The organism is Novosphingobium sp. ST904, assembly GCF_001298105.1.
Lineage (GTDB): Bacteria > Pseudomonadota > Alphaproteobacteria > Sphingomonadales > Sphingomonadaceae > Novosphingobium.
In genome coordinates, this window is sequence record NZ_LGJH01000093.1 from 1 (window position 1) to 18,596 (window position 18,596).

32 protein-coding genes, 1 tRNA gene and 1 pseudogene are annotated in these 18,596 nt (G+C 63.4%); 14 read left to right on the forward strand and 20 right to left on the reverse strand.

The window, feature by feature from the left end:
- Positions 1 to 459 precede the first annotated feature (459 nt).
- A complete protein-coding gene (locus ADT71_RS31025; RefSeq protein ID WP_156336412.1) occupies positions 460 to 711 on the forward strand; it encodes a hypothetical protein in 252 nt (83 codons plus the stop codon).
- Between the two features lie 89 nt (positions 712 to 800).
- On the opposite strand, the gene ADT71_RS02165 is transcribed toward ADT71_RS31025, so the two are convergent.
- The gene (locus ADT71_RS02165; protein WP_132469899.1) at positions 801 to 1,418 is read right to left on the reverse strand and encodes a hypothetical protein; all 618 of its coding nucleotides are present in this window, start codon (positions 1,416 to 1,418) and stop codon (positions 801 to 803) included.
- Positions 1,419 to 1,780: 362 nt separating this feature from the next.
- Between ADT71_RS02165 and ADT71_RS02170 the strand changes: the two genes are divergently transcribed.
- Positions 1,781 to 1,857 (forward strand) — tRNA-Pro (locus ADT71_RS02170).
- A 110-nt stretch (positions 1,858 to 1,967) separates the two neighbouring features.
- Here ADT71_RS02170 and ADT71_RS02175 read toward each other — a convergent pair.
- From ADT71_RS02175 to ADT71_RS02245, 17 genes and pseudogenes are all read right to left on the reverse strand, one after another.
- Positions 1,968 to 2,975 (reverse strand): site-specific integrase, encoded by a 1,008-nt coding sequence (locus tag ADT71_RS02175; RefSeq protein WP_082370099.1) that lies wholly within the window; start codon positions 2,973 to 2,975, stop codon positions 1,968 to 1,970.
- A 56-nt stretch (positions 2,976 to 3,031) separates the two neighbouring features.
- Positions 3,032 to 3,154 (reverse strand): annotated as a pseudogene (locus ADT71_RS35375) (hypothetical protein); the annotation flags it as partial.
- Between the two features lie 240 nt (positions 3,155 to 3,394).
- Positions 3,395 to 4,093: a DUF5131 family protein gene (locus ADT71_RS02190; protein WP_197282887.1), complete on the reverse strand. Its 699-nt coding sequence runs from the start codon at positions 4,091 to 4,093 to the stop codon at positions 3,395 to 3,397.
- Positions 3,988 to 4,326 carry a DUF5131 family protein gene (locus ADT71_RS35380; protein ID WP_197282885.1) on the reverse strand — a complete coding sequence of 113 codons (339 nt, stop codon included), beginning with the start codon at positions 4,324 to 4,326 and terminating at the stop codon, positions 3,988 to 3,990. Before ADT71_RS35380 ends, ADT71_RS02190 begins: the two co-directional genes overlap by 106 nt.
- Positions 4,326 to 4,478 carry a hypothetical protein gene (locus tag ADT71_RS31030; RefSeq protein ID WP_156336414.1) on the reverse strand — a complete coding sequence of 51 codons (153 nt, stop codon included), beginning with the start codon at positions 4,476 to 4,478 and terminating at the stop codon, positions 4,326 to 4,328. The genes ADT71_RS35380 and ADT71_RS31030 overlap by 1 nt, the downstream gene beginning before the upstream one ends.
- Before the next feature lie 65 nt (positions 4,479 to 4,543).
- Complete coding sequence (locus ADT71_RS02195; RefSeq protein WP_054434687.1) at positions 4,544 to 5,044, reverse strand: hypothetical protein; 501 nt, start codon at positions 5,042 to 5,044, stop codon at positions 4,544 to 4,546.
- Positions 5,041 to 5,466 (reverse strand): hypothetical protein, encoded by a 426-nt coding sequence (locus ADT71_RS02200; protein ID WP_054434689.1) that lies wholly within the window; start codon positions 5,464 to 5,466, stop codon positions 5,041 to 5,043. The genes ADT71_RS02195 and ADT71_RS02200 overlap by 4 nt, the downstream gene beginning before the upstream one ends.
- Positions 5,463 to 6,728 (reverse strand): DNA methyltransferase, encoded by a 1,266-nt coding sequence (locus tag ADT71_RS02205; protein WP_165913339.1) that lies wholly within the window; start codon positions 6,726 to 6,728, stop codon positions 5,463 to 5,465. The genes ADT71_RS02200 and ADT71_RS02205 overlap by 4 nt, the downstream gene beginning before the upstream one ends.
- A complete protein-coding gene (locus tag ADT71_RS02210) occupies positions 6,725 to 7,591 on the reverse strand; it encodes a hypothetical protein (RefSeq protein ID WP_054434693.1) in 867 nt (288 codons plus the stop codon). The genes ADT71_RS02205 and ADT71_RS02210 overlap by 4 nt, the downstream gene beginning before the upstream one ends.
- Positions 7,588 to 8,172 carry a hypothetical protein gene (locus ADT71_RS31860; RefSeq protein WP_082370100.1) on the reverse strand — a complete coding sequence of 195 codons (585 nt, stop codon included), beginning with the start codon at positions 8,170 to 8,172 and terminating at the stop codon, positions 7,588 to 7,590. Before ADT71_RS31860 ends, ADT71_RS02210 begins: the two co-directional genes overlap by 4 nt.
- On the reverse strand, positions 8,169 to 8,330 hold the full coding sequence (locus tag ADT71_RS31040; RefSeq protein WP_156336416.1) for a hypothetical protein: 162 nt from the start codon (positions 8,328 to 8,330) through the stop codon (positions 8,169 to 8,171). Before ADT71_RS31040 ends, ADT71_RS31860 begins: the two co-directional genes overlap by 4 nt.
- Positions 8,327 to 9,139: a DUF6551 family protein gene (locus ADT71_RS02220; RefSeq protein ID WP_054434696.1), complete on the reverse strand. Its 813-nt coding sequence runs from the start codon at positions 9,137 to 9,139 to the stop codon at positions 8,327 to 8,329. The genes ADT71_RS31040 and ADT71_RS02220 overlap by 4 nt, the downstream gene beginning before the upstream one ends.
- A 2-nt stretch (positions 9,140 to 9,141) precedes the next feature.
- Positions 9,142 to 10,314 carry a DNA polymerase III subunit beta gene (locus ADT71_RS02225; RefSeq protein WP_054434698.1) on the reverse strand — a complete coding sequence of 391 codons (1,173 nt, stop codon included), beginning with the start codon at positions 10,312 to 10,314 and terminating at the stop codon, positions 9,142 to 9,144.
- 26 nt (positions 10,315 to 10,340) lie between these two features.
- Positions 10,341 to 10,571, reverse strand: a complete 231-nt coding sequence (locus ADT71_RS02230; protein WP_082370101.1) for a hypothetical protein — start codon at positions 10,569 to 10,571, stop codon at positions 10,341 to 10,343.
- A 122-nt stretch (positions 10,572 to 10,693) separates the two neighbouring features.
- Entirely contained in the window at positions 10,694 to 10,942 is a 249-nt protein-coding gene (locus tag ADT71_RS02235) for a hypothetical protein (RefSeq protein WP_054434702.1), read from the reverse strand.
- Positions 10,943 to 11,039: 97 nt separating this feature from the next.
- Positions 11,040 to 11,357, reverse strand: a complete 318-nt coding sequence (locus tag ADT71_RS02240) for a hypothetical protein (protein WP_054434704.1) — start codon at positions 11,355 to 11,357, stop codon at positions 11,040 to 11,042.
- A complete protein-coding gene (locus tag ADT71_RS02245; protein WP_054434706.1) occupies positions 11,354 to 11,563 on the reverse strand; it encodes a hypothetical protein in 210 nt (69 codons plus the stop codon). The genes ADT71_RS02240 and ADT71_RS02245 overlap by 4 nt, the downstream gene beginning before the upstream one ends.
- A 169-nt stretch (positions 11,564 to 11,732) precedes the next feature.
- On the opposite strand from ADT71_RS02245, the gene ADT71_RS35385 reads away from it, so the two are divergent.
- Entirely contained in the window at positions 11,733 to 12,152 is a 420-nt protein-coding gene (locus ADT71_RS35385) for an HIRAN domain-containing protein (RefSeq protein ID WP_082370102.1), read from the forward strand.
- On the opposite strand, the gene ADT71_RS02250 is transcribed toward ADT71_RS35385, so the two are convergent.
- Positions 12,106 to 12,711: a S24 family peptidase gene (locus ADT71_RS02250; RefSeq protein WP_054434708.1), complete on the reverse strand. Its 606-nt coding sequence runs from the start codon at positions 12,709 to 12,711 to the stop codon at positions 12,106 to 12,108. The two genes, ADT71_RS35385 and ADT71_RS02250, sit on opposite strands and share 47 nt — an antisense overlap.
- A 287-nt stretch (positions 12,712 to 12,998) precedes the next feature.
- Here ADT71_RS02250 and ADT71_RS02260 point away from each other — a divergent pair, with 287 nt between their 5' ends.
- On the forward strand, positions 12,999 to 13,250 hold the full coding sequence (locus tag ADT71_RS02260) for a hypothetical protein (RefSeq protein WP_054434711.1): 252 nt from the start codon (positions 12,999 to 13,001) through the stop codon (positions 13,248 to 13,250).
- Positions 13,251 to 13,277: 27 nt separating this feature from the next.
- Here the strand turns inward: ADT71_RS02260 and ADT71_RS02265 are convergent, their stop codons facing one another.
- The gene (locus tag ADT71_RS02265) at positions 13,278 to 13,532 is read right to left on the reverse strand and encodes a hypothetical protein (protein WP_054434713.1); all 255 of its coding nucleotides are present in this window, start codon (positions 13,530 to 13,532) and stop codon (positions 13,278 to 13,280) included.
- 358 nt (positions 13,533 to 13,890) lie between these two features.
- Here ADT71_RS02265 and ADT71_RS02270 point away from each other — a divergent pair, with 358 nt between their 5' ends.
- The 10 genes from ADT71_RS02270 to ADT71_RS02315 all read left to right on the forward strand — a co-directional run bounded on the left by ADT71_RS02270 (position 13,891) and on the right by ADT71_RS02315 (position 18,439).
- The gene (locus tag ADT71_RS02270) at positions 13,891 to 14,226 is read left to right on the forward strand and encodes a hypothetical protein (RefSeq protein WP_132469902.1); all 336 of its coding nucleotides are present in this window, start codon (positions 13,891 to 13,893) and stop codon (positions 14,224 to 14,226) included.
- 3 nt (positions 14,227 to 14,229) lie between these two features.
- Positions 14,230 to 14,460: a hypothetical protein gene (locus tag ADT71_RS02275; RefSeq protein ID WP_054434718.1), complete on the forward strand. Its 231-nt coding sequence runs from the start codon at positions 14,230 to 14,232 to the stop codon at positions 14,458 to 14,460.
- A 7-nt stretch (positions 14,461 to 14,467) separates the two neighbouring features.
- Positions 14,468 to 15,208, forward strand: a complete 741-nt coding sequence (locus ADT71_RS02280) for a helix-turn-helix domain-containing protein (protein WP_082370103.1) — start codon at positions 14,468 to 14,470, stop codon at positions 15,206 to 15,208.
- Positions 15,205 to 15,534: a hypothetical protein gene (locus tag ADT71_RS02285; RefSeq protein ID WP_054434722.1), complete on the forward strand. Its 330-nt coding sequence runs from the start codon at positions 15,205 to 15,207 to the stop codon at positions 15,532 to 15,534. The genes ADT71_RS02280 and ADT71_RS02285 overlap by 4 nt, the downstream gene beginning before the upstream one ends.
- Positions 15,535 to 15,758: 224 nt before the next feature.
- Positions 15,759 to 16,355 carry a hypothetical protein gene (locus tag ADT71_RS02290; protein ID WP_197282886.1) on the forward strand — a complete coding sequence of 199 codons (597 nt, stop codon included), beginning with the start codon at positions 15,759 to 15,761 and terminating at the stop codon, positions 16,353 to 16,355.
- Positions 16,345 to 16,770 (forward strand): hypothetical protein, encoded by a 426-nt coding sequence (locus ADT71_RS02295; RefSeq protein WP_054434726.1) that lies wholly within the window; start codon positions 16,345 to 16,347, stop codon positions 16,768 to 16,770. Before ADT71_RS02290 ends, ADT71_RS02295 begins: the two co-directional genes overlap by 11 nt.
- Positions 16,767 to 17,057 (forward strand): hypothetical protein, encoded by a 291-nt coding sequence (locus tag ADT71_RS02300; RefSeq protein WP_054434728.1) that lies wholly within the window; start codon positions 16,767 to 16,769, stop codon positions 17,055 to 17,057. Before ADT71_RS02295 ends, ADT71_RS02300 begins: the two co-directional genes overlap by 4 nt.
- A gap of 2 nt (positions 17,058 to 17,059) precedes the next feature.
- Positions 17,060 to 17,416, forward strand: coding sequence for a hypothetical protein (locus ADT71_RS02305; RefSeq protein ID WP_054434730.1), 357 nt, complete (start codon positions 17,060 to 17,062; stop codon positions 17,414 to 17,416).
- Positions 17,416 to 17,745: a hypothetical protein gene (locus tag ADT71_RS02310; RefSeq protein ID WP_054434731.1), complete on the forward strand. Its 330-nt coding sequence runs from the start codon at positions 17,416 to 17,418 to the stop codon at positions 17,743 to 17,745. Before ADT71_RS02305 ends, ADT71_RS02310 begins: the two co-directional genes overlap by 1 nt.
- On the forward strand, positions 17,732 to 18,439 hold the full coding sequence (locus tag ADT71_RS02315; protein WP_054434733.1) for a terminase small subunit: 708 nt from the start codon (positions 17,732 to 17,734) through the stop codon (positions 18,437 to 18,439). The genes ADT71_RS02310 and ADT71_RS02315 overlap by 14 nt, the downstream gene beginning before the upstream one ends.
- Positions 18,440 to 18,596 lie beyond the last annotated feature (157 nt).

The window sequence follows — 18,596 nt, forward strand, 5'->3', positions numbered from 1 at the left end:
CTTCATTGCGAGGTTGCTACTGGATTCCCGCCTTCGCGGGAATGACGAGTCGAGTGAACAATCGGCAAGCCATCCGGGTTCAACGAACGTCCACTGTGGTGGAAAGCAAACCTAGATCATGTCATTCCGCGCCTGTGAGCAAGGGGAAGCTAGTGTGACTAAGAGATCGTTTTTGGCGGGGCTCCTTGGCTTCATTGGCGTTGGAAGTGTTGAGGCGACGCCGCCGACCGACTTGGGCTTTCCTCCCGTTCCAGCTTGGCATCCCTCGTTCGCTCAACCCATTGAACATGTTGTAGACCGGCTTTCCTATTATACTGATGGAAAACGCGACTTTGTGGTTTTCAGAAACGGAACATGTGTAGTTTTGGAAGAAGGCATCTCTGATGCGCCGCGGAGGCGTTTGCCCGCAAAGTCTTAGCTGACATTCTAAGCTATCACCCGGACATGAATCCCAGCCCCATGGACGATGGAAACATCCTTGTCCGTTACAATCATCCCGCCGTGAATGTCGTTATTAGAGAAGTTGTTCTTGACCACCAGAAGGAGGTTGAAGATCGACACTTGGATGGCTTGACGGAAGCAGAGGTTCTGATGACGCCGCTTGGTCCGAACAAGTTTGATGATTTTGGTAAACAGGCACTTCTCGGACGTGCATACATGTTCATGGATGCGCAGAACCCAGAGATTGTTCGAATCCATCGGCATCAATGATGGCAGCAATGGGCGTGTCCGGAATGGCGGGTTTCAGACAAATTTTCCAGATAGCCGCCGCCGCTGCAGATTCTCGAATCCGTCCTTGCCTAGCATCCCGTAGGCGTGACGCGGCCGGCGTAAGTGGGCGAGAGTGGGAAGTTCAGCTCCGCCAGCAGGGCGGCATCGGCATGGCAGTACTTCGCGGCGGGAACGAAGGCGCGCACAGGGGTGAACGCGAAGCCTTCGTGGTTCCTGACCAGCGCGAACGACTGGATATGCGTGGTTGCAGCCTTGTAGGGCGATTTCTCCACGTCGCGGCTGGCGATCAGCATGTAAAGAGTCGTCCGGCCCTCGTGGTTGCCCCGTGCGAAACGGACAGAGCGGATCATGTCGTCTCCCACGTCGGGCGCATCGATGATGGATTCGCGCCCCTCGAGCGTGGCTGACGCATCTCCCACCTTGACGAGAAAGACGTGCTGGCCGCGGATCTTGTTGTTCTGCCGCCAGAGCTGCGCGATCGAACCGTCCTGATCGGTTCCGGCAATGTCGGGCATGGGGTTGACGCCGGGGGCGAGCGTGATCGGCGTCAGGCTTGCGGCACTATCCGCGCCGGTGGCCCGGTGAGTGTCCGGTGCCGGACGCGATGCGGCGGCGATGCCGGGCAGGGCGGCCAGCGCGGCGGGCGAAAGCAGGAAAAGAAGGCGAGGAAGAGAGGCAGGGCGCATCGGCATTCCCTTACATGGCGCATCCCTGCAAAGGTTTTGCCGGAGCGCGGAAGGCGGGGCAAGGGTGCTGGCCGAAAGGGGTAGGAGCGGATTCGCGGGGGTGAACCGGCGGTTTTCCGCGCCTTGCGCAGTTCACGATGCGCTTTGCAAAAGAGGGGCGCATGCCGGTTCAAATCGAATCCGGCCTGTGGAAAACTTTGTTTTCTCTGGAAATTGTCAGGATTTCCGGGGCGTCCGGGAGGGAGGCGGGCTGCGTGGTCGGGCCGGGTGCAACAAAAAACCGAAAGGCCTCTTGCCACCCCCGGAGTCGCCCTATATAGGCGCGCTCCTGCCCAGGGCGGTCTTCGGAACGCCCTCCCGGTCGGGGAATAGCTCAGCCTGGTAGAGCACTGTCTTCGGGAGGCAGGGGCCGGAGGTTCGAATCCTCTTTCCCCGACCATTTCACCTTCGGGTGAGGCATAGAAACCCAGCGGAAACGCTGGGTTTTTTGCTGTCTGGCGTTCATTTCTTGCTCTTTCATGGACAGGGGCCGAAGGTTCGGTTTGAACCTCATGCACGGCGGCGGATGGTATTGGCGACGTCCGTCAGGAACTCAGGGCTGAACCTCGCATAGTGCTTCTGAGTCGTTCGATCGTCGTCATGGCCCATGAATTGGGCGAGTTTCGGCATGGAGACACCCGCTTCAGCCGCCCAAACCGCGCCCGTGTGGCGGAGTGTGTAGGGGGTCGCGTAGACACCGCTCCTTTCGGTGGCGGCCTGGAATGCCTTTTTGATGCAGGCGATGGGCGCGCCGCCACGCTCAATGACCGATTCGCAGGTCCGGCCGTTGTAGGCGCGCTGTAGCCAGACCAGCAGGTCGTCCGCGATCGGCACGATGGTGCGGCGCTTCGAAGTCCGGACATGGCCGGGAGGTGTGAAATCGATCTGCCGTCGCATGAAGTCGACTCGGTCCCAGGTGAGCTGGAGAATCGCGGTCGGCCTCGCCATGGTGTAGAGGCCGATCATCACGTAGAGCCGAGCATGCTCGGCGCGCACGGCCTCGAAGAACTTGTCGAAGTCCTTGTGGTTGAGGTGCCGGCGCTTCGCTTCGGCTGCCTGGGGAAGCCAGACCTTCACGCGCTTTTCGAATTTCGGCCCGTTTGATGTTGCCCAACCCAGCGCCGTGGAAAGCTGCATCAGTTCGTACCGGACTGTAGAGGGGCCGACCTTGCGGAGCTTCATGTAGGCCTTCGCCATCGGCTCATCGATCAGGAACGGGTCCACGTTTTCCCAGAAGGTCTTCATCGCCTTCCAGGCGTCCTTGCGGCGACCATGGGAAGGCTTCTCCGTGATCGTCGCAAGGTAGCCGGTCATGACCCGGCCCACGGTCCACGGTGAATCATCCCCATTTTCCCAGACCTGTCGCGCTTCCGCCTCGGCGCTCGGCCGATCTTGCGCGTCGAGCTGGCGCCGCCGGCGCTTTCGCTCTCCGTCTTCACCATTTTCCCACCAGACGAGGGCGTATCCGCCTCTGAACTGTTGGACGGCGTAGTCGAGTTCCTGTTCATTGCTTGGCATTCATACTTCTCCACTTCTGCCACGCTGATGCGAATCAGCGCACCCAAGCGGAAACACTGCAGGGCACCGCTGTCTATGAGCTTGCGCACGAGACCCGTGCTGCAGCTCCACCGGTCGGCGAGCTGCGCGACCGACAAAGGGGCAGGGGTCTTGAGGTTGAAAGAGGGGCGGGGGGTCATGCTTTGGGTTCCCTTTTTGCTCGGCGTCTCGCATCTCTGCAGCCGCAGCAGCCTGCTCTATGGTTTTCCCTTCTGCCGCCAGCCTCAACACTTTGCGGAAAGTGCAGTTTCCTTCGAGCCGATTGGTGGCATGCCCGCGCTTCAGGTCTTCCGGGCGCGGAACATATCCGCCGCGCCTCTTCATACGTCGGGCCTTTTTCTGCGCCTGGTATGCCCGGCGCGCATCATCAGCGGTGATGCTCATGCGCCTGCTCCCGGGTAACCGTCGTGCAGGACGCCATCGAGAAGCCGTCCAGCAGCCTTCTTGCCCACGCGATCGACGTAGACGACACGCTCGCCATGGAAGCCGGTACCGCCTGCGAGATTATGCCACCGACCTTTCGGGTGCTCGTGCTCCCACCGGCTGCACTTTCGCCAGTCTGGATCCTCGACATCGCGGTCAAAGACCGTCACGTGCTCGCCCCACTGCTTGAACAGGAAGGGCACCGGGGCAGGTCCACTGGCGACCGTTACGCTCGCACACTGGTCGCGCAGGCTACGCGCCCAATCCGGATGCATAGGCCTTGCGCGCGGGCCGCTCTCGCCGCCCACGATAATCCAGTCGATCGCGGCGTCGCCGGGGTGGTGATGGATCAGCCAGTGTTCGCGGATATGAACGGGGCCCAGCAGCGGCTCCATCGAAAGGAACCGGTAGCGCGGACCGAAGGTGGTCAGCAGCTTCGGAATGTCTCGATCTGCCTCCGCCTGGTTCACGACAGAAATTCCCAGCCAGATGTTGCTGGGCCATCCGCCAGCAGCCTGCGCCATCTTCGCGGCATTGCCGATGCGCTTCGTCACCAGCAGCCAGTCGAGGTGCGGCGTCTCGCGGATAAGCTGGAACAGCTCGGCGCGCCACTCGGCTGAGCCTCGTTGTCGAACACGTCGGCGAGTGAGGCACAGAACACACGGAAGCGGGTGCCAACGGCCTCAGCCTTCCGGTTCCAGACGCGCGGCTGTTTCCACGTCGAGGCGGCAGTGTGGCGGCGCTCTTCACCCGGCCCCCACTTGACGCCCAGGCGGACGGTAGCGAGATCGGAGGCATAGCAGTTGTCGCAGCCGGGACCGACCTTGGTGCAGCCAATCCACGGGTTGAAGGTGTGGTGCGTCCACTCGATTGCGCTGTTCTCGGCCATCAGAAGGGGATCTCCTCAAGCGTCTCGAATTCCTCGACCTGAACAGGATCGGGCAGCCGCGCCAGAAGGCGCGCTTCCATGACGTAGAAGGACTGGGTCGGATTTTGGCGCGCGAGGCGCTGGGCCTCTGCGGTCGCCTGTCCATAGCTCATGTGTCGGAAACTCGGCGGGCGGCATCCCTCAGGGTTCCAGATGACGAAAAAGGATGCCTTTTTGCTCATGCTGCCACCTGCTCGGCTAGATGACGGTACCGGATGCGATGATCCTCGGGCAGGTACGCTCGGAAGTTCGCGACGGCCTCGTCGATGCTGGGATGGTTCAGCACCATGTCCTCGTCGGCCGCGCGTTCGTGGAACATCAGCTCGAAGTGGCCGTATCCCTTCGCGCGGATCTCGCAGCGGATGCGGGCCTCGTGACAAAGGAGAACCAGCAGCGTCAGGGGGCGGTAGTCGTATGTCGACATGTTGCCGTCTCGCCAGGGTACGGACATGTTGCCGTGGCCGTCAGGGCAGCCCGATCCCCAACGGATATTTTCCCAATTGATCGGTGCGTTGTAGATCCCGTTCCCGACCATGCCGCAGATGTCGATCACCTTGGCCTGAAAGGCGGAGAGCTGCTCCGGCGCTGGCTTGTAAGTGCGGCGCTTGGCGTTCGTGCGGTTGGACGCTGCGTTGGCAGTCTCGGCCCAAGCGGCGTGGTCCATCGTTGCGTAGGTCATGCTGGCTGCCTCTCGTGGCGTTGATCGTTGAGGGAGAAGGGGAGGGAGCGGCCGGGCGGCATGATCCACATGTGATACATGTCCGCCTCGTCCACGAGCTCGGCGGCTGGGGGCATCACCTCGAGGGCGGTGTATTCCCGGCCGAACAGCTCGTTCTTGATGCGCTGCTTGTCGCGCCACGGCGGCTCCAGGCTGCTGACCGTCCGGATCGCGCAGTGGTGCATCAGGCCCCAGGCGGTATCGATCGGCCGGACGAGCACGGCATAGAGGTCGTTCGCGTAGGAGCTGCGGATGTCGCGGCACCAGCCGTCGGTGCCCGGCAGTCCGGTGGGGAGCGGCGTGTGGCGCCAGTACCCCCAATGGCCCGATCGCAGAGCCTTGCGCTCCAACGCCGCCGCGTGGCGGGCTTGGTCGCGGTTCATGCGAACATGTCCATCTGTGAGCCGTTATCGACCGGCAGCGCGGCGACCTCGGCGGTGGTGATCTGGGAGAGGTCCAGCCCGAGCCGAACCGCGATGTCGCGGACGTGGTTTTCGTCCGCCTCGATCGAGAGCGATTGCATACCGGCCGCGCGAGCGGCGGCTGCCGTGGTGCCGGTGCCCGCGAACGGGTCGAGCACCAGGCCGCCGGCTGGGCACACCAGCTTCACCAGCCATTCTATCAGCGAGGGCGGCTTGACGGTCGGGTGCGTGCGCAGGTCGGCGTGGCCGCAAGTCGGCTTACCGATCGTGTGGGCGCCGCATTCACGGCATTCAAAGATGCGCTCGCCCTGGGCGGCCTTCGACGAATAGAAGAACCGCGCTGCCGTCCCGGAATCGCCCCGGAACGACGCGCCATTGTCGCCGTTGCCTTTGAAAGCACCGAAGACGTTGCGGCACTTGTCGCCAGCTCGCTCGCCAACCGGAGCCAGCGCCCCGCGCTCGCCGTATGCGGCAAAGGCATCGAGCACTTCCTCGCTGCCATCGTGGAGCAGGTTGGCGGGCCAGCGGCCGGGCTTGGAAATGCCCTCGAAGTTTTCCGCGCCCTTCCATTCGCCGGTCGCGTTGACGGCCGCCCCCGGGGCAAACCGCTTTGTGCGGTAGTGCGACCAGAGTTTTCCGGCGCCCGCCTTCAGCTCGTCGTCGGTATAGATCCGGCAGGCGTCAATGTTGATCGCGCCCACCCCCCAGCGTGCGGTGTTCGCGGCCACGCTGCCTTCGCTGATCGGCTTCTGCGCGAACACGATCGGCTCGACGGCTGGTTTTAGCGCCGTGCCCTTGCCCTCGTGCTCGCCGTCGAGGTTGTGCGACTTGGGGAAGCCGCTGCCGTAGAGCCACGAGAGCATGTCGCGGATCTCGAACCCGGCATCTTCGATCGCGCAGGCCATGCGGTGGTAACCCTTGGTCGCGGCGAAGGCGACGAGGTAGGCGCCCGGCTTCATCACGTCGAACACGCGGCGCCAGGTCTCAGGACGGAACGCGACATCGCCGCCGTCCCACTGCTGACCCATGAAACCCTGCGAGGAGCGGGCATAGACCCCGGTGGTTCCCGACTGAATCGGCGCGCTGTCCGGCTGGCCCAGTCGGGCCACGATGCTCGCGAGGTGATAGGGCGGATCGGTGCAGACGGCGTCCACCTGCATTCCCGCGAGGAAGAGCTGGCGCAGCACGGGCGTGCAGTCGCCGAGGATAACGCGGGCGCTCATGCGGCCTCTCCGCACCAGGTCCCGCATTCAGCGTCCATGTCGGGGTCAAGGTCGAAGTGCCCGCCGGCGAACATATCTGGCTGGCGGCGGACATCTCCCATCAGTTCGCGATAACTATACTCGGTGACAAAGCGGCCCTTTCCCGGGCCTTCTTCCATGTCACTCCACCACTGCAACGTGCCCGGAGCCGTTCGCTCTATTTCCCAGAGTTTCGGACGTGCTTTGAGGAAGCACCCGTCGCAATTCCCTTCGAAGGGCAGAAGCTGCAAGTCGAACGGCTGCGCAGCCCAGAAGGCCCTGACCATGCGATTGTCGACCTTGGCCTCGTGTAGCGGAACCACGTTCGACCAGCACTGACGGGTGGGCTTGAGAGACCGGCGCACCCGGTGCCCCTCGTCGTGGCGCAAGCCGATTACGTTGGTCCAGTGCTTGTAGCCCTGTTCCTGCATGAAATACTTCAGGACGCGCACCTTCAGTTCCTGAGTGCACCAGCGCTGGACCGCATTGGGGGTTCGACATTTCGCCTCGATGAGGCGTTGGAACGGCTCGCCACGACGCGACGCGCTGTTGAAGCCGACTTCCTCGAACCGCTCGCCGAATGGGACGACATTCCCGTCATCGTCTTTCACGCGCCTGGTGCGCCACTCGAGCCAACGCACCCGCACGCCCCAATGGCTCGCGCAGTCGTGAACGAACCGGAGTGTCTCTTCACGCTCTTTCCCAGTGTTGGCGAAAGCAACATGCACGTCGTCGGGCAATTTGCCGTCGTACGCGTCGAGGATATGCCACAACATGTAGGCAGACGTCCGGCCACCCGAGAACGAGACGAGCGCTGGTCCGCCGATGAGATAGGGGTTCGTCATGCCGCCTCCCTGAACAGTTCCATCTGCTCGGCCTCGACGTGTCCTGGCAGGAGCGATCCCCACTGGCTGGCCATTGCGAGCGCGATGCCAGGGAATGTCTCGCTACGGGCCCGAGCGCGATCGGCGGCAAGCTTGCCCCATCCCGAAGCGCGGTGAACGGCGCTCCATGCCTTGTGCTCTACCGAGCCGGGACGCGGCGGCGTCAGACGGTTGGTGTCTCGCAGCGGCGGAAGCTCGCTACCGGCAAACAGGACCGCTTCGGCGTCTTCGACAAAGGACGGGATACGCTGAAAATCGAAAGAGGCGTCACGCTCCATCTTGGCGAACTGGCGCTCTGTCAGGCGCTGCTCATAGTTCGGCAGCTCGCAGCTGGCCGGAATGAAGCCGTAGCGGCCCGACAGAACCCAGATCTGGAGTTCCGCGGTAGAGCGCCCAGCGTCATAGGCGTGAGCAGCGGCCGGGTGGCGATGAAGGAGCGCGCGCAGAGTGCGCCACATAGGACCGTCATAACGCTCCAGGGCGGGCATCGGCGCGGGGTCAGCTCGTTTCGTGTGCGAGCAAGACATAATGATAAGCTTCATGCTGCCTGAGCCTCCTGAGCGCGGTGCTTCGGCTGGTTGTGAACGCCGCAGGGGCGGGTGCAGGCGCAGTACCGGACCGGCTGGTGTGCAGCGGTACCGGCCGCGCCGTCCGGCGCCTGATCGAGCTTGCAGGGGGAGAAGAGGATCATGGCCTTCACGCGGCCTCTCCCTTCGACATCTCTCGGTATGCTTCCAGCATGGAGCCGCTAATCGCCTCGATACGCGAAAGCACCGGGTGCTTCCGGCGATGATCCATGCCGTGCAGTTCCCAGTCGGCGGGCTCAGCTTCCGACAACGTCTGGATGAAGAGGTCGGGATCGCCCCCGTCGAGATCTCCATCCCGGTAGATCGGCATGAGCGCTTTGAGCAGCGTTGCCGCGTTCCGGACCGGCGTTTGGAGATAGGCTTCGCGCAGCGCGGTAAGAGCGTTGCGGACAGGGGCTTCCCCAAAGGCTTTCAGCGAGCGGGTAAGCATGGGTGCGCATGCGAGGTCGCCGGCGACAAAGGCAGAGGTGGTGCTATGGCTGCGCTGGCGCCAGCCAGTCTGTTGAAGCATGGCCTGCATCGCCTTGGCTTCTTCATCTCCTGCGGCGAGCATGCCGTTGAAAATGTCGGCCTGGCTCAGCTTCTGGCGTTTGGTGTTGAGCGCTACGAATGTCGCGGCCTCGGCGCTGGTGTCTCGACCGGTGAGCACAACACAGGGCAGATGCGGGATATCTCCGCGCTCGACGGCACCGGCTTTCCGGTGCTGGCCGTCGAGGATGAATAGCGAACCATCTGCACGGCGGCTCACGACCAGCGGCTGGCAGAGCGCCCAGTCCCATTCCTTGACCATGCCGATGATGATGCGGCGGCTGTTCGCGCCGTCCGTGGCGCGCTGATACGCTTCATCCACGTTGAGAGTGTTGATGCCGATCCATTCAAGCGTCGGCGGCGCGCCCTTCTGGGGGCCTGTTTCGAGGGCCATAGTCAGATCCTCGTGGGCATGAGGACGGCCTTGAAGGCGGTGTCGGCAGGATCGGCGAACGTTACCGGGGCCATCGACACCTGCGCGATACCGAGCACGACTTCCTCACCGTGAAGCGAGTTGAGAATGCGAAGCAGGTAATCGGTGTTGAGGCCGATATGGCCGAACCCTTCCGGGACGTTGTGCTGCGCGTCGATCTCGAACGCGCTGTCGCCGAGATCAGGGCTATTCAGCTCGACCCGCAGTTTCCCTGCGGGGAATGAGAGCTTAACCGCCCGGTGTTTGCCGAAGCAGATCGCCGAAACGGTGTGGACCGCCTGCACCAGGTCGGCGCGGCGCGGCCTGGCAGCGTATTCCTGATTGGCCGGGATGACCTTGCTGTAATCGGGATACTTTCCGTCGATCAGCTTGCCGGTCACCGCATAGTCGATACCGTCCAGATCGGCGCGAAGCGCAATGCGGTCACCGCCCGGCTGGAGCGGGAGATCAGGCCCTGCCGTGTTGGGAATGCCCTGACGGCCATAGGTGAGCCGTGCGCCGCTCTTCGTCTTCGCAAAGCGTGCCATGATCGTGTTGAGCCAGCCACGCGGGATGATCGTCATGTCCGGCATTACGCCGGCTGCGTCTGGCAGGGCCACGTCGACCACGAGCAGGACGTGCCCATTCGTAGCGGCGAAGCGGTACGTCCAGTCGGCCACGTGGCTGACGCACACGCCGTTCAGGTAGTAGCGCGTTTCCTCTTCGCTCATCGCTGCCATGACGCGGCGGATTTGCTTCAGCTCTCCGGAGCCCAGCGTGGCCGAAAAGTCTTCGAAGCTGATGCGCGGATGCGCCGGGAAGTCTTCGGCGGACTGCGTGATCAGATTGCTGTCGAGGCGACCGGCGCGAAGGCGCAGCTTGTTCTCTTCGTTGGCATCCAGCTTCACGGTATCCCCGCCCGCCTGGTTCACGGCGGTACGCAGCAGGCGCGGCTGGGGTAGGGTGAACTCGCCCGGCTTGCCATCATAGGGCAACTCGGCGACGGCGTGGTTGTCGAGGTCCGTGCCTTCCAGGCGCAGCTTCCCGTTCGCCGTGACCTTGAGCGTGGAGATGATGGGGATGGTCGCATAGCGGGAGGTGGCGGCGGCGGCCAGTTCGACGGCGCGCGAGAACAGCTTGCGGTTCACTTCGATCATGGTGGAATCCTTGCTGAAGCGGGGGATCAGTACGGGAGCTCGTTCTCGGGGACGTGCATCACGCCGCGCACGGCGCAGTCGCGGGCGGCAATGGCCTCGCGCGCCTTGCGCAGGATGCGGCCCACGAGTTCGGCCATCTGGTCGGGCGGCGGCGTTTCAGTCAGGCCGGTCGCGCCCTTCCAGATGCGGGACACGTCGGCGCAGATCCGGTCGATCTCGGGCACCGTAAGGTGCAGGGACTGAGGTTCGTGCGACATGCGGCGCCTCCGAGGGGTGCCTGCGGCCGCACCGGTAGCCGCAGGCGTGGGGGGAACTCCCGGAACGGCGGGGGGCATGCTGCTCCGGCCGGTGCGTTGGGAGAGGGGTGTGCCGGGCGCGATCATTCGCCGCGCTCCGGCACGTTGCGACCCGTCAGGCGGGCGGGGTGGAACATGAGGGCTGCGCCGGACGATCCGATGATGACGGCAATCCCGATCACGGTAGGCCAGAACAGCGGCGAAAGGACGAACTGCCGCACTGCCGGGTGCTCGACGATGAGCTGGCACGCGGCGTCCATGCCGAACAGTAGGCCGGTGAAGAGGGTTGGAACGAGGGCCGCAATCGCGCGGCTGGCGTTGGCGGGCTTCACAGCTCACCTCGGCGGGTCATCTGCTCGATCATGTAGTCGAACAGGTCGATGAAGTTGTCGAACATCACGGTTCGGCCAGTGCTGAGGCGAAGGCGGATCATGCCGCCACCTGCCGGGCCGCGTCGGCCTTCTCTTCGAGCGCGCCGAGCAAGCGGCGCACGTCGATGAGTTGCATGGTGATGAGATCGACCTTTTCCGAGACGTGAAAAGCCTCGGCGGCGATGCCGTCATGCAGCCGCTTGGCGGCGGCGTAGTCGTAGAGGCCAGCCTCGGCGATGACGTGGGTAAACCGTCCGTCGTGCGCGAGCCACATGTGCCACTTTACGGACCAGATCAGCCAGCAGCGATCATCGGCGGGGGTGGGCACCAGCTTGCGCAAGAAGCGGCCATGGCGATTGCGGAGCCGGGCGATCATCGCGTGACGCCCCAGCGGCGTAACGCCCGCTCGGCGCTTGCCTGGGCGTACTGCATGAAAGGGGTCTTGGCGCCGCCATCGGCTTCAAGCGCGGACAAGAACCCGCAGACCACGCCAGCCGCGCTGTCACGATCGACGAAGGTGACATGGCCCTTGCTCGTTGGCGCCGGCGGCTGGTGATTTGCGAAAAGTAATGCACACGGCATCGGCGGCCTCCCACAGGGTTTCGGCAGGTCTGCGCTTTCGGCTCACTGCTCGGCTGGTGGAGGATTGATAGTGTGACTTTTCCCACCTCGTCAAGCGAGAATGTGAATAATCACATTGTTCTTGATATGTTCTTACAGTTTTGAAATTGTCGGCATTGGAGGTGATTCGATGTCTGACGAGCTTGGGGCGGTGCGAGTTGTGGGGGTTTCATACTATCAGGAGGCGTTGGAGCGGTGTTCCGCTGGGCAGCCGGTCCGGTTTGTTCATGAGCCGGATAACCCTTACGACGAGACGGCTCTGCGCGTAGTATCCATAACCGGAGAGACGATCGGCTATCTGCCGCGCGGTAGCTGGCTGCACCGCGCGATTCATCAGCATGGGCGCGGTGCGGCGGCTATCATCGCGAGTATGGGGTATAGCAGGGCATGCGTACTGGGGGCGGCTTTAAGCGCAGTGCTGACCGACGATAAGCCATCGGTGGAATCTTATCATGCGAATGCGCCCGCGCCGGAAGTTCCGGCTGGAGGATTCAGGTACTGGATCAGTACCCCAGGCGCCGCCTCGCGGCCCGGGGCAGTACAAAAATGATCGGCGTTGCCCAATCCAATTCGACGTCGACGATGTCTTCGGCATTGAGGGAGCGAAGCGTGAAGAAGCCCGGGCGAGATCCGTAAGCAAGCTGCTTCACGTACGTCTCGCCGGATATGAGTCTCACTGCGCAGAATTCGCCGATGTCTTCTTCGCTGACGCCGTCGTTTGTCCGGGCGATGTAGACGATATCACCTGACGAATATCTGGGTAGCATGGATGATCCATCTACCTCGAGGGCTTCGACTTTACCGACCAAGCCTGGCGGCCTGGGCGCTGTTTCGCCGGCGAGTTCTTCGAACAGCACTTCACCGCCCGCGCCGACGCGTCCGGAAAGCGGGACCGTGCCGCCGCCGATGATGTCCGCGATCGTGACGTCGAGTGCTTGAGCCAGGCGGTGGAGGTTGCCGACCTTCACGTCGTCACCCTCAAACAGGTCACGGACAAAGGTTTCGCCTTTCCCGACCTTCTTCGAGAGAGGTTTCGCCTTGATCCCCTTCTCGTCCATCAAAAGGCGCAGGCGATCTTTGACGCGCGCGATTTCGTCACGTTCATTCATGTGTGAGATATCACACGGGCCGCTATCTGCCGGATAGAGGGGGAAGTTCACACCTTGACGGTGGGAATAATCACACCTAGTCATACCCGCATGGCCAAACTCATTGACGACATAGAGGCGTTTTTGGCCTCTAACAGTGTCTCTCCGACAGCGTTCGGACAACTCGCCCTTGGTGATCGCCATTTCGTGCGGCAGGTCCGGGCCGGAAGGCGCTTGTGGCCCGAGACCGAGGCTAAGGTTCGCACTTTTATGGCGACGTATCGCGCCGCTGCGCAGGACGCAGCCGCATGAGGTCGCGCACGCAAGACCGCACTGACAGCGCGGCGCTTCATGCCATCACCATGGCAGCGTCCAGCCGCTTCGAGTGCCCATCAAACGACAGGCTCGCCGCCGCGATCGGCGCGCGCGGATCGTCGGCCGGTGCTGCGGCGCTTGCACGGCTGGAGCGGTCCGGCGCGATCACAGTGGAGCGCGGCCACGGCTGGCGGGTGGTGACCGTGAATGAGTTCGGCATTCGCACGGAAGGACCGGACGCATGAACGGCCTGACCCCGCAAGAACAGGAATTCACCACTCGTCGGGCGCTTCCATTTGACGGAGAATGGCTGCGACAGAATGCAGCTCCTGCGCAAGGCGAGGGGGCAGAACGTCATCACCCGCGTTTTCCTCGATTTGATGAGCAAAGGCCTCCATCTCGGCTGCACAGTGCTCTGTCTGCGATCGCAGTAATATTCCGCGTTTGGCCAACGCGAGAGTGCAGTTCAGCGACAGGGTTAGCGAGAGGCGGTTGCCCTCGTTCAAAATGTCCATGCGACTGCTCATCGGTGAAACCTCGTGCCTGTGTGGAACAGAGGACCGTGGCCGAAGGCGCGCACGAGTCAACCGCGACCGAAGGACCGGACGCATGAAGTTCGTGATCGGTTCCGTAATCATCTGTTGGCTGATCCTCGATCAGCTGCTCGCCCCTTGCATCGTCAAAGTCGTTCGCCGCCTCCGATCCTGATCGGCGCGCGCGGCCTGCTTCGGCGGCTGGGACTGAATTGTTTCCTTTCGTATCCATGGGATACGCTTACTTCGCAGGCGCAACAAAATCATGTCACACGTCACTGACGCTAAACAAGATTTGGCGAACCGTCTCGCAGATGTTCTGCGCAAGATGAAACGCTCCAACGTTCAATCCTTGCCGGCCCTGGCCCGTAGCATCGGCGAAGAGGTCCGCGACCTTACGCGCTGGTCGACCGGGGTGGCGATGCCCGCGCATGTGCTGGTGGCACTGCTTGACGAGCTGCCGCGCCACCATGCCGACCATCTGCTGGGCGGCACGCAATTGCGGCTGGTCAACCGGGACGGGGGGGCGAGGGCCACTGCGCTTGCCGCTTCTGCGGCGGCTTCCCGTTTCAGCGCGGAAGTTGCCGAGCGCTTCGCCGACGGCGAGTGGTGCCACCGCGACGAGGCCATCGCCAAGGAAGAGGCGCTTGAGACGATCACGGAACTCCAGAAGTTCGTGGGAGGCTGAGCGATGCACCTGGACGTGGAAACCATGCGCAAGGGCATGACGGCAGCGCCGGCGGACCTGCCGCGCATCGAGACGCAAATCACGAACGCTGAAAAGCGGCTGGCGCGCGCGAAGGCGAAGCTGGCAGTTGCCGAGGCAGAGCTATCCGATGCCGAGACCTGGCTCCAGCGGTGCGTCGATGCCCGCACGGATTGGGTCGAAGGCCGCACGCAGCCCCAGATGATGATGTTCTGAGGCGGGTATGGCGAACCCACAACCCCGGTTGAATGCGCCGAAGGCCGAGTGGTTCAGCCGCTGCGGCCTGCCGGATACGGCGCCGATCAGCGTGAACGACTATGCCCGGCGGCTGTGCAGGTACATCGCGGACCCCTCGACGGTTCGTGTCCGGACGCTGGAACAGTACGGCAAGGCTCCACCGCTGGAGAAGATCCGCACCTGGCGCGCCGACTGGCTGGCCGAAAGGGATTGGTGCCGGGGAGAGCGCGACCCCCAGGAATCCGCAGCCGAAGCCGATCGCGTCCACGAGTTTTGCGCCGCCATCGCCGCGCGCATTGCGGCTGGTGACATGGATGTCGCCACCCCGGCGAATGATGAGGCGGCAGAAGAGGTTGGCGACGTCGACGATGGACTGCCGGCACCAGCCGTGCCGCCGATGGCCTACACCGATGTCCTGGCGCAGTGCGCGCGGCAGATCGGCGTTTCTGTCGAGGACATGCTCAGCCGGTCCCGCAAGGCGCGGATTGTCCGTGCCCGCCAGTTCGCCGCAACCGTCCTGAGATCGCGCGGGAACAGCTATCCATGCGTAGGCCGATACCTTTCTGGCCGCGACCACAGCACGATCATGCATGCCGTGGACACGTTCTTCCACGTCGGCATGCGGGATCCGATGTACGTCGAGGCATGGGGCAAGGTCGCGCCCTGCGCCGCAAAGTTCGCCAGAAGCCGGGCGGAGCTGGACATGGTGATGGTGGCGCGCCCGTGATCGAGCTGCCTTTCCCCCCATCTTCGCTCTCAGGGCACGCCAAGGGACATTGGAGGCGCAAGGCCGCCGTGACCCGCAAGTGGCGCGCCTGGGCGCTCGCAGCCGCGCTGGCGGCGAAACTGGACGATCCGGCGCCGGGAGATATTCCCATCCTTGTGCGGTTCTATCCGCCCGACCGGCGCGGCGACCGAACCAACTTCCCCAACCGGATGAAGCCGATATTCGACGGTATCGCGCAGGCCCTCAAGGTCAACGACGCGCGTTTCGTGCCGCGTTTCGAGTTCTGCCTGCCGGAAAAGCCGGGGAGGGTAGAAATCACCCTGTGAGCGGCTTTGCAGTCCTTTTTCGAGAGGCCGCCGATCACCCGCTTTTCGCGGGCGATTCCTCGCGCCTTGGCGCCTGGACGTGGCTCGTCCTCAAGGGGTGCTGGAAGCCTGCCAAGTTCAACATCGGTGGCAAGGTCGTGGAGCTTCAGCGGGGGCAGCTTTGCGCCAGCCGCAGCCAGCTTGCCGAGGCATGGGGGTGGAAGCCTTCGGCAGTGGAGCGGTTTTTGACCCGTCTCGAAACCGAACAGATGATCGGACGGGAAACCGGACAGGGCCGGACCATCATAACCATATGTAATTACGCGAAATATCAGGACGTGGAAGCCAAGGCCGGACAGGAAACCGGACAGCCCAGCGGACAGGTACCGGACAGCCACCGGACAACTAAAGAACAAAGAAACCAAGAAACCAAAGATATTCCGTCTCCTAACGGAGACGGGCCCGGCGATGCCGCGCCGATGGCTTTGGACCTGGCGAAAACCTTGTTCCGGACGGGGTTGGTGATCCTGCAGGAGGCTGGCCACGATGAGCGGTCCGCCCGCTCGATCATCGGCAAATGGAAGAAGACCTATTCCGAAAGCGTGGTGATCGCCGTGCTGGCCCGCTGCCAGTCCACGCAGCCGGAGCAACCCATCGAATGGATCACCAAGGGCTTGCAGGTCGAAGCCGACCGGGCCGCCGGGGTCCGCACTTACCACCAGGATCGCCCGCGCCGCGCCTCGGTGCGCGAGCTGGGCATGCGTTTGGCCGGAGGTTTGGAAGATGACGAACAGGCACGACTTGAACCATCGCCGCGGAGGCTCGCCGTCAATGGCCAGTGATCGGCAGATACGCATCGCCGCAGTGTCGGCATGCCTGTCGCTGGTTCGCCCGGTTGGCATGACCGAGAAAGAAACCCTCGACTGGCTGAACGTCGCGGTCGACACGCTCGCCGACATCCCCGCCCATATCGTGGAGGACGGTGCCCGCGCCGCGCGCAGGCGCTGCGATCACCACTCGAAGATCGTGCCTGCCATCATCGAGGAGACGCGGGAGGCATTGGCCTGGCACAACCGGCCGAAGACGGCGCCAGTGCTGCGCCTGGTCGCGCCGGACAAGCTGGGGGAGGGGGAGCCGCTGCCCGATCCCGAAACGCTGATGGACAGTCTCAAGAAGCTGGGCCTGTCGGCCGGGTTTCTGGTTCGCGGGTCGGACGGTCGGCTCGAGTGGGCTGTGGATCAGGAGTCGGCCGCATGATCCCCGTTCTCCGCGTCTCCGGCCACGCAATCCAGCGCTACCAGGAGCGTGTCGCCAACGTCAGCGCCGATGAGGCGCGGGCTGCGCTCTCGACGCCGGTGATCCAGGCCGCGGCCAATTTCGGTGCCCGCTTTGTCAGGCTGGGCACCGGGCACCGCGTCTGCATCCAGAACCATGTCGTGCTCTCGGTACTGCCAGCCGAACACTATCGCCGCCAGGTCCGTCGCTACGGTCTGGGCCGCTACGGGCGCGGCGAATTGCCCGCCAGCTACTTCGAGGGAAATTGACCATGCGTTCCATCAATCCGCGCACCGGCACGGAAATGACGCCGAACGAGACCATAATCTACAACGAGCTGGTCCGCGCCGCCGAGGCCGGCGAGCCGTGCCCGCTGAACCTCGATCTCGAGATGATGATCGGCTGCAGTTCGTCCAGCGGCGCGCCCACGGTGGTGAAGCGCCTGGAGCAGCGCGGGCTGATCGTGGTGATCCGGTACCAGCGATTCAGGCAGGTGAAGATCTGCGCTACCGGCCGGTGGACGATGAAGGCACCGAACCAGCAGACCACCAGCAAGCATGTGCCGCGCGGCTGCGGCGCGGGTTCGCGGTCGGGCGGCAAGGTGCGTGTGAGCCGGGGGGCGTTGTGATGGATTTCGGACGTGGCGACAATCGCAACTACATCAGGCGCCTGCGGAACGATCCTCGCACCCGAGCAATGCGGGATGGTTGGGTCGCTCAGGCGACCAGCGAGGCCGATATGCGGTATCCCGATCCCTATGACCCCCGGCGAACTGCCTTTGCTGCGGAGCGCGCTCTTGAGCTGGCTCTGTCGTTCGTCCTTGATAACGACGGCGAGCTGGTCGCTGTCCGTCAGGATCTTGAGTGTATGACCAAGCGCTGCATCGACGTGCTGAATACCAGAGTTATGCCGTACGTATTGGTGAAAGCTCCCGAGGAGCCTGATGCTCACTCCTAAGCAGCAGCGTTTCGTCGAAGAGTACCTCGTCGACTTCAAGGGCGGGCCTGCGTACACGCGCGCCGGCTACACTGCGACTGGCAACTCGGCAGAGGCAGCCGCTTCCCGCCTGTTAAGAAATGCTAAGGTGCAGGCGGCAATCGCTGCAGCTCAGAGGGCGCTGTCGGAGCGCACCGAGATCACGCAGGACATGGTGCTGGAACGCTGGTGGCAGATCGCCACGGCCGATCCAAACGACCTGGTGCAGTTCCGCCGGACCTGCTGCCGATACTGCTACGGGCAGGGTCACGCCTACCAATGGATCGACGCGGAAGAGTTCGCCGCAGCCGTTCGCGCGACCATGGCGGCCGCCGGAAGCGATGAGCCTCGCGCGCTCCCGAAGGATGATGGCGGCTTTGGCTACGACAACAAGGCCGACCCTCACTCGGAGTGCCCGCAGTGCTTTGGTGAGGGCAACGCGGAGATACATGCCAAGGACACCCGCAAGCTCAAGGGCGCGGCGCGGCTGCTCTATGCTGGGGCGAAGCTCACGCAGGCTGGCTTCGAGATCAAGATGATGGACCAGGGCAAGGCTCTGGAGAACGTCGCGCGCCACCTCGGCATGTTTAAGGACAAGCTGGAACTGGAAGTGACTGAGAATCTTGCGGACGTGCTCGCCGCTGCGCGAGGTCGGGTGCTCGGCAATGGCGAGTAAGCTCGCGCTGAACGACTTCAAGCGGCAGGTCGCGGAGGACATCGGCGGTTTCACGCACTGAAGCGCCCCGGGTTTCCAGGAGGCTCCAACTTGTGAGAAGGAGCATCCGTTATGAGCAAGACAACCAACAAATTTTCACCTGAAGTCCGCGAGCGGG

Excerpts from the sequence above, each read along its gene's own strand:
- ADT71_RS35385 (WP_082370102.1), top strand. The coding sequence starts at position 11,733 with ATGTCTGACGAGCTTGGGGCGGTGCGAGTTGTGGGGGTTTCATACTAT.
- ADT71_RS02300 (WP_054434728.1), top strand. The coding sequence starts at position 16,767 with ATGATCCCCGTTCTCCGCGTCTCCGGCCACGCAATCCAGCGCTACCAG.
- ADT71_RS02265 (WP_054434713.1), bottom strand. The coding sequence starts at position 13,532 with ATGAGCAGTCGCATGGACATTTTGAACGAGGGCAACCGCCTCTCGCTA.
- ADT71_RS02295 (WP_054434726.1), top strand. The coding sequence starts at position 16,345 with ATGGCCAGTGATCGGCAGATACGCATCGCCGCAGTGTCGGCATGCCTG.
- ADT71_RS02250 (WP_054434708.1), bottom strand. The coding sequence starts at position 12,711 with ATGAATGAACGTGACGAAATCGCGCGCGTCAAAGATCGCCTGCGCCTT.
- ADT71_RS35380 (WP_197282885.1), bottom strand. The coding sequence starts at position 4,326 with ATGGCCGAGAACAGCGCAATCGAGTGGACGCACCACACCTTCAACCCG.
- ADT71_RS02205 (WP_165913339.1), bottom strand. The coding sequence starts at position 6,728 with ATGAGCGCCCGCGTTATCCTCGGCGACTGCACGCCCGTGCTGCGCCAG.
- ADT71_RS31860 (WP_082370100.1), bottom strand. The coding sequence starts at position 8,172 with ATGAAGCTTATCATTATGTCTTGCTCGCACACGAAACGAGCTGACCCC.
- ADT71_RS02305 (WP_054434730.1), top strand. The coding sequence starts at position 17,060 with ATGCGTTCCATCAATCCGCGCACCGGCACGGAAATGACGCCGAACGAG.
- ADT71_RS02260 (WP_054434711.1), top strand. The coding sequence starts at position 12,999 with ATGAGGTCGCGCACGCAAGACCGCACTGACAGCGCGGCGCTTCATGCC.
- ADT71_RS02240 (WP_054434704.1), bottom strand. The coding sequence starts at position 11,357 with ATGATCGCCCGGCTCCGCAATCGCCATGGCCGCTTCTTGCGCAAGCTG.
- ADT71_RS02230 (WP_082370101.1), bottom strand. The coding sequence starts at position 10,571 with ATGTCGCACGAACCTCAGTCCCTGCACCTTACGGTGCCCGAGATCGAC.
- ADT71_RS02200 (WP_054434689.1), bottom strand. The coding sequence starts at position 5,466 with ATGAACCGCGACCAAGCCCGCCACGCGGCGGCGTTGGAGCGCAAGGCT.
- ADT71_RS02245 (WP_054434706.1), bottom strand. The coding sequence starts at position 11,563 with ATGCCGTGTGCATTACTTTTCGCAAATCACCAGCCGCCGGCGCCAACG.
- ADT71_RS31030 (WP_156336414.1), bottom strand. The coding sequence starts at position 4,478 with ATGAGCTATGGACAGGCGACCGCAGAGGCCCAGCGCCTCGCGCGCCAA.
- ADT71_RS02275 (WP_054434718.1), top strand. The coding sequence starts at position 14,230 with ATGCACCTGGACGTGGAAACCATGCGCAAGGGCATGACGGCAGCGCCG.
- ADT71_RS02175 (WP_082370099.1), bottom strand. The coding sequence starts at position 2,975 with ATGCCAAGCAATGAACAGGAACTCGACTACGCCGTCCAACAGTTCAGA.
- ADT71_RS02165 (WP_132469899.1), bottom strand. The coding sequence starts at position 1,418 with ATGCGCCCTGCCTCTCTTCCTCGCCTTCTTTTCCTGCTTTCGCCCGCC.
- ADT71_RS02225 (WP_054434698.1), bottom strand. The coding sequence starts at position 10,314 with ATGATCGAAGTGAACCGCAAGCTGTTCTCGCGCGCCGTCGAACTGGCC.
- ADT71_RS02220 (WP_054434696.1), bottom strand. The coding sequence starts at position 9,139 with ATGGCCCTCGAAACAGGCCCCCAGAAGGGCGCGCCGCCGACGCTTGAA.
- ADT71_RS02310 (WP_054434731.1), top strand. The coding sequence starts at position 17,416 with ATGGATTTCGGACGTGGCGACAATCGCAACTACATCAGGCGCCTGCGG.
- ADT71_RS31025 (WP_156336412.1), top strand. The coding sequence starts at position 460 with ATGGACGATGGAAACATCCTTGTCCGTTACAATCATCCCGCCGTGAAT.
- ADT71_RS02280 (WP_082370103.1), top strand. The coding sequence starts at position 14,468 with ATGGCGAACCCACAACCCCGGTTGAATGCGCCGAAGGCCGAGTGGTTC.
- ADT71_RS02195 (WP_054434687.1), bottom strand. The coding sequence starts at position 5,044 with ATGACCTACGCAACGATGGACCACGCCGCTTGGGCCGAGACTGCCAAC.
- ADT71_RS02315 (WP_054434733.1), top strand. The coding sequence starts at position 17,732 with ATGCTCACTCCTAAGCAGCAGCGTTTCGTCGAAGAGTACCTCGTCGAC.
- ADT71_RS02210 (WP_054434693.1), bottom strand. The coding sequence starts at position 7,591 with ATGACGAACCCCTATCTCATCGGCGGACCAGCGCTCGTCTCGTTCTCG.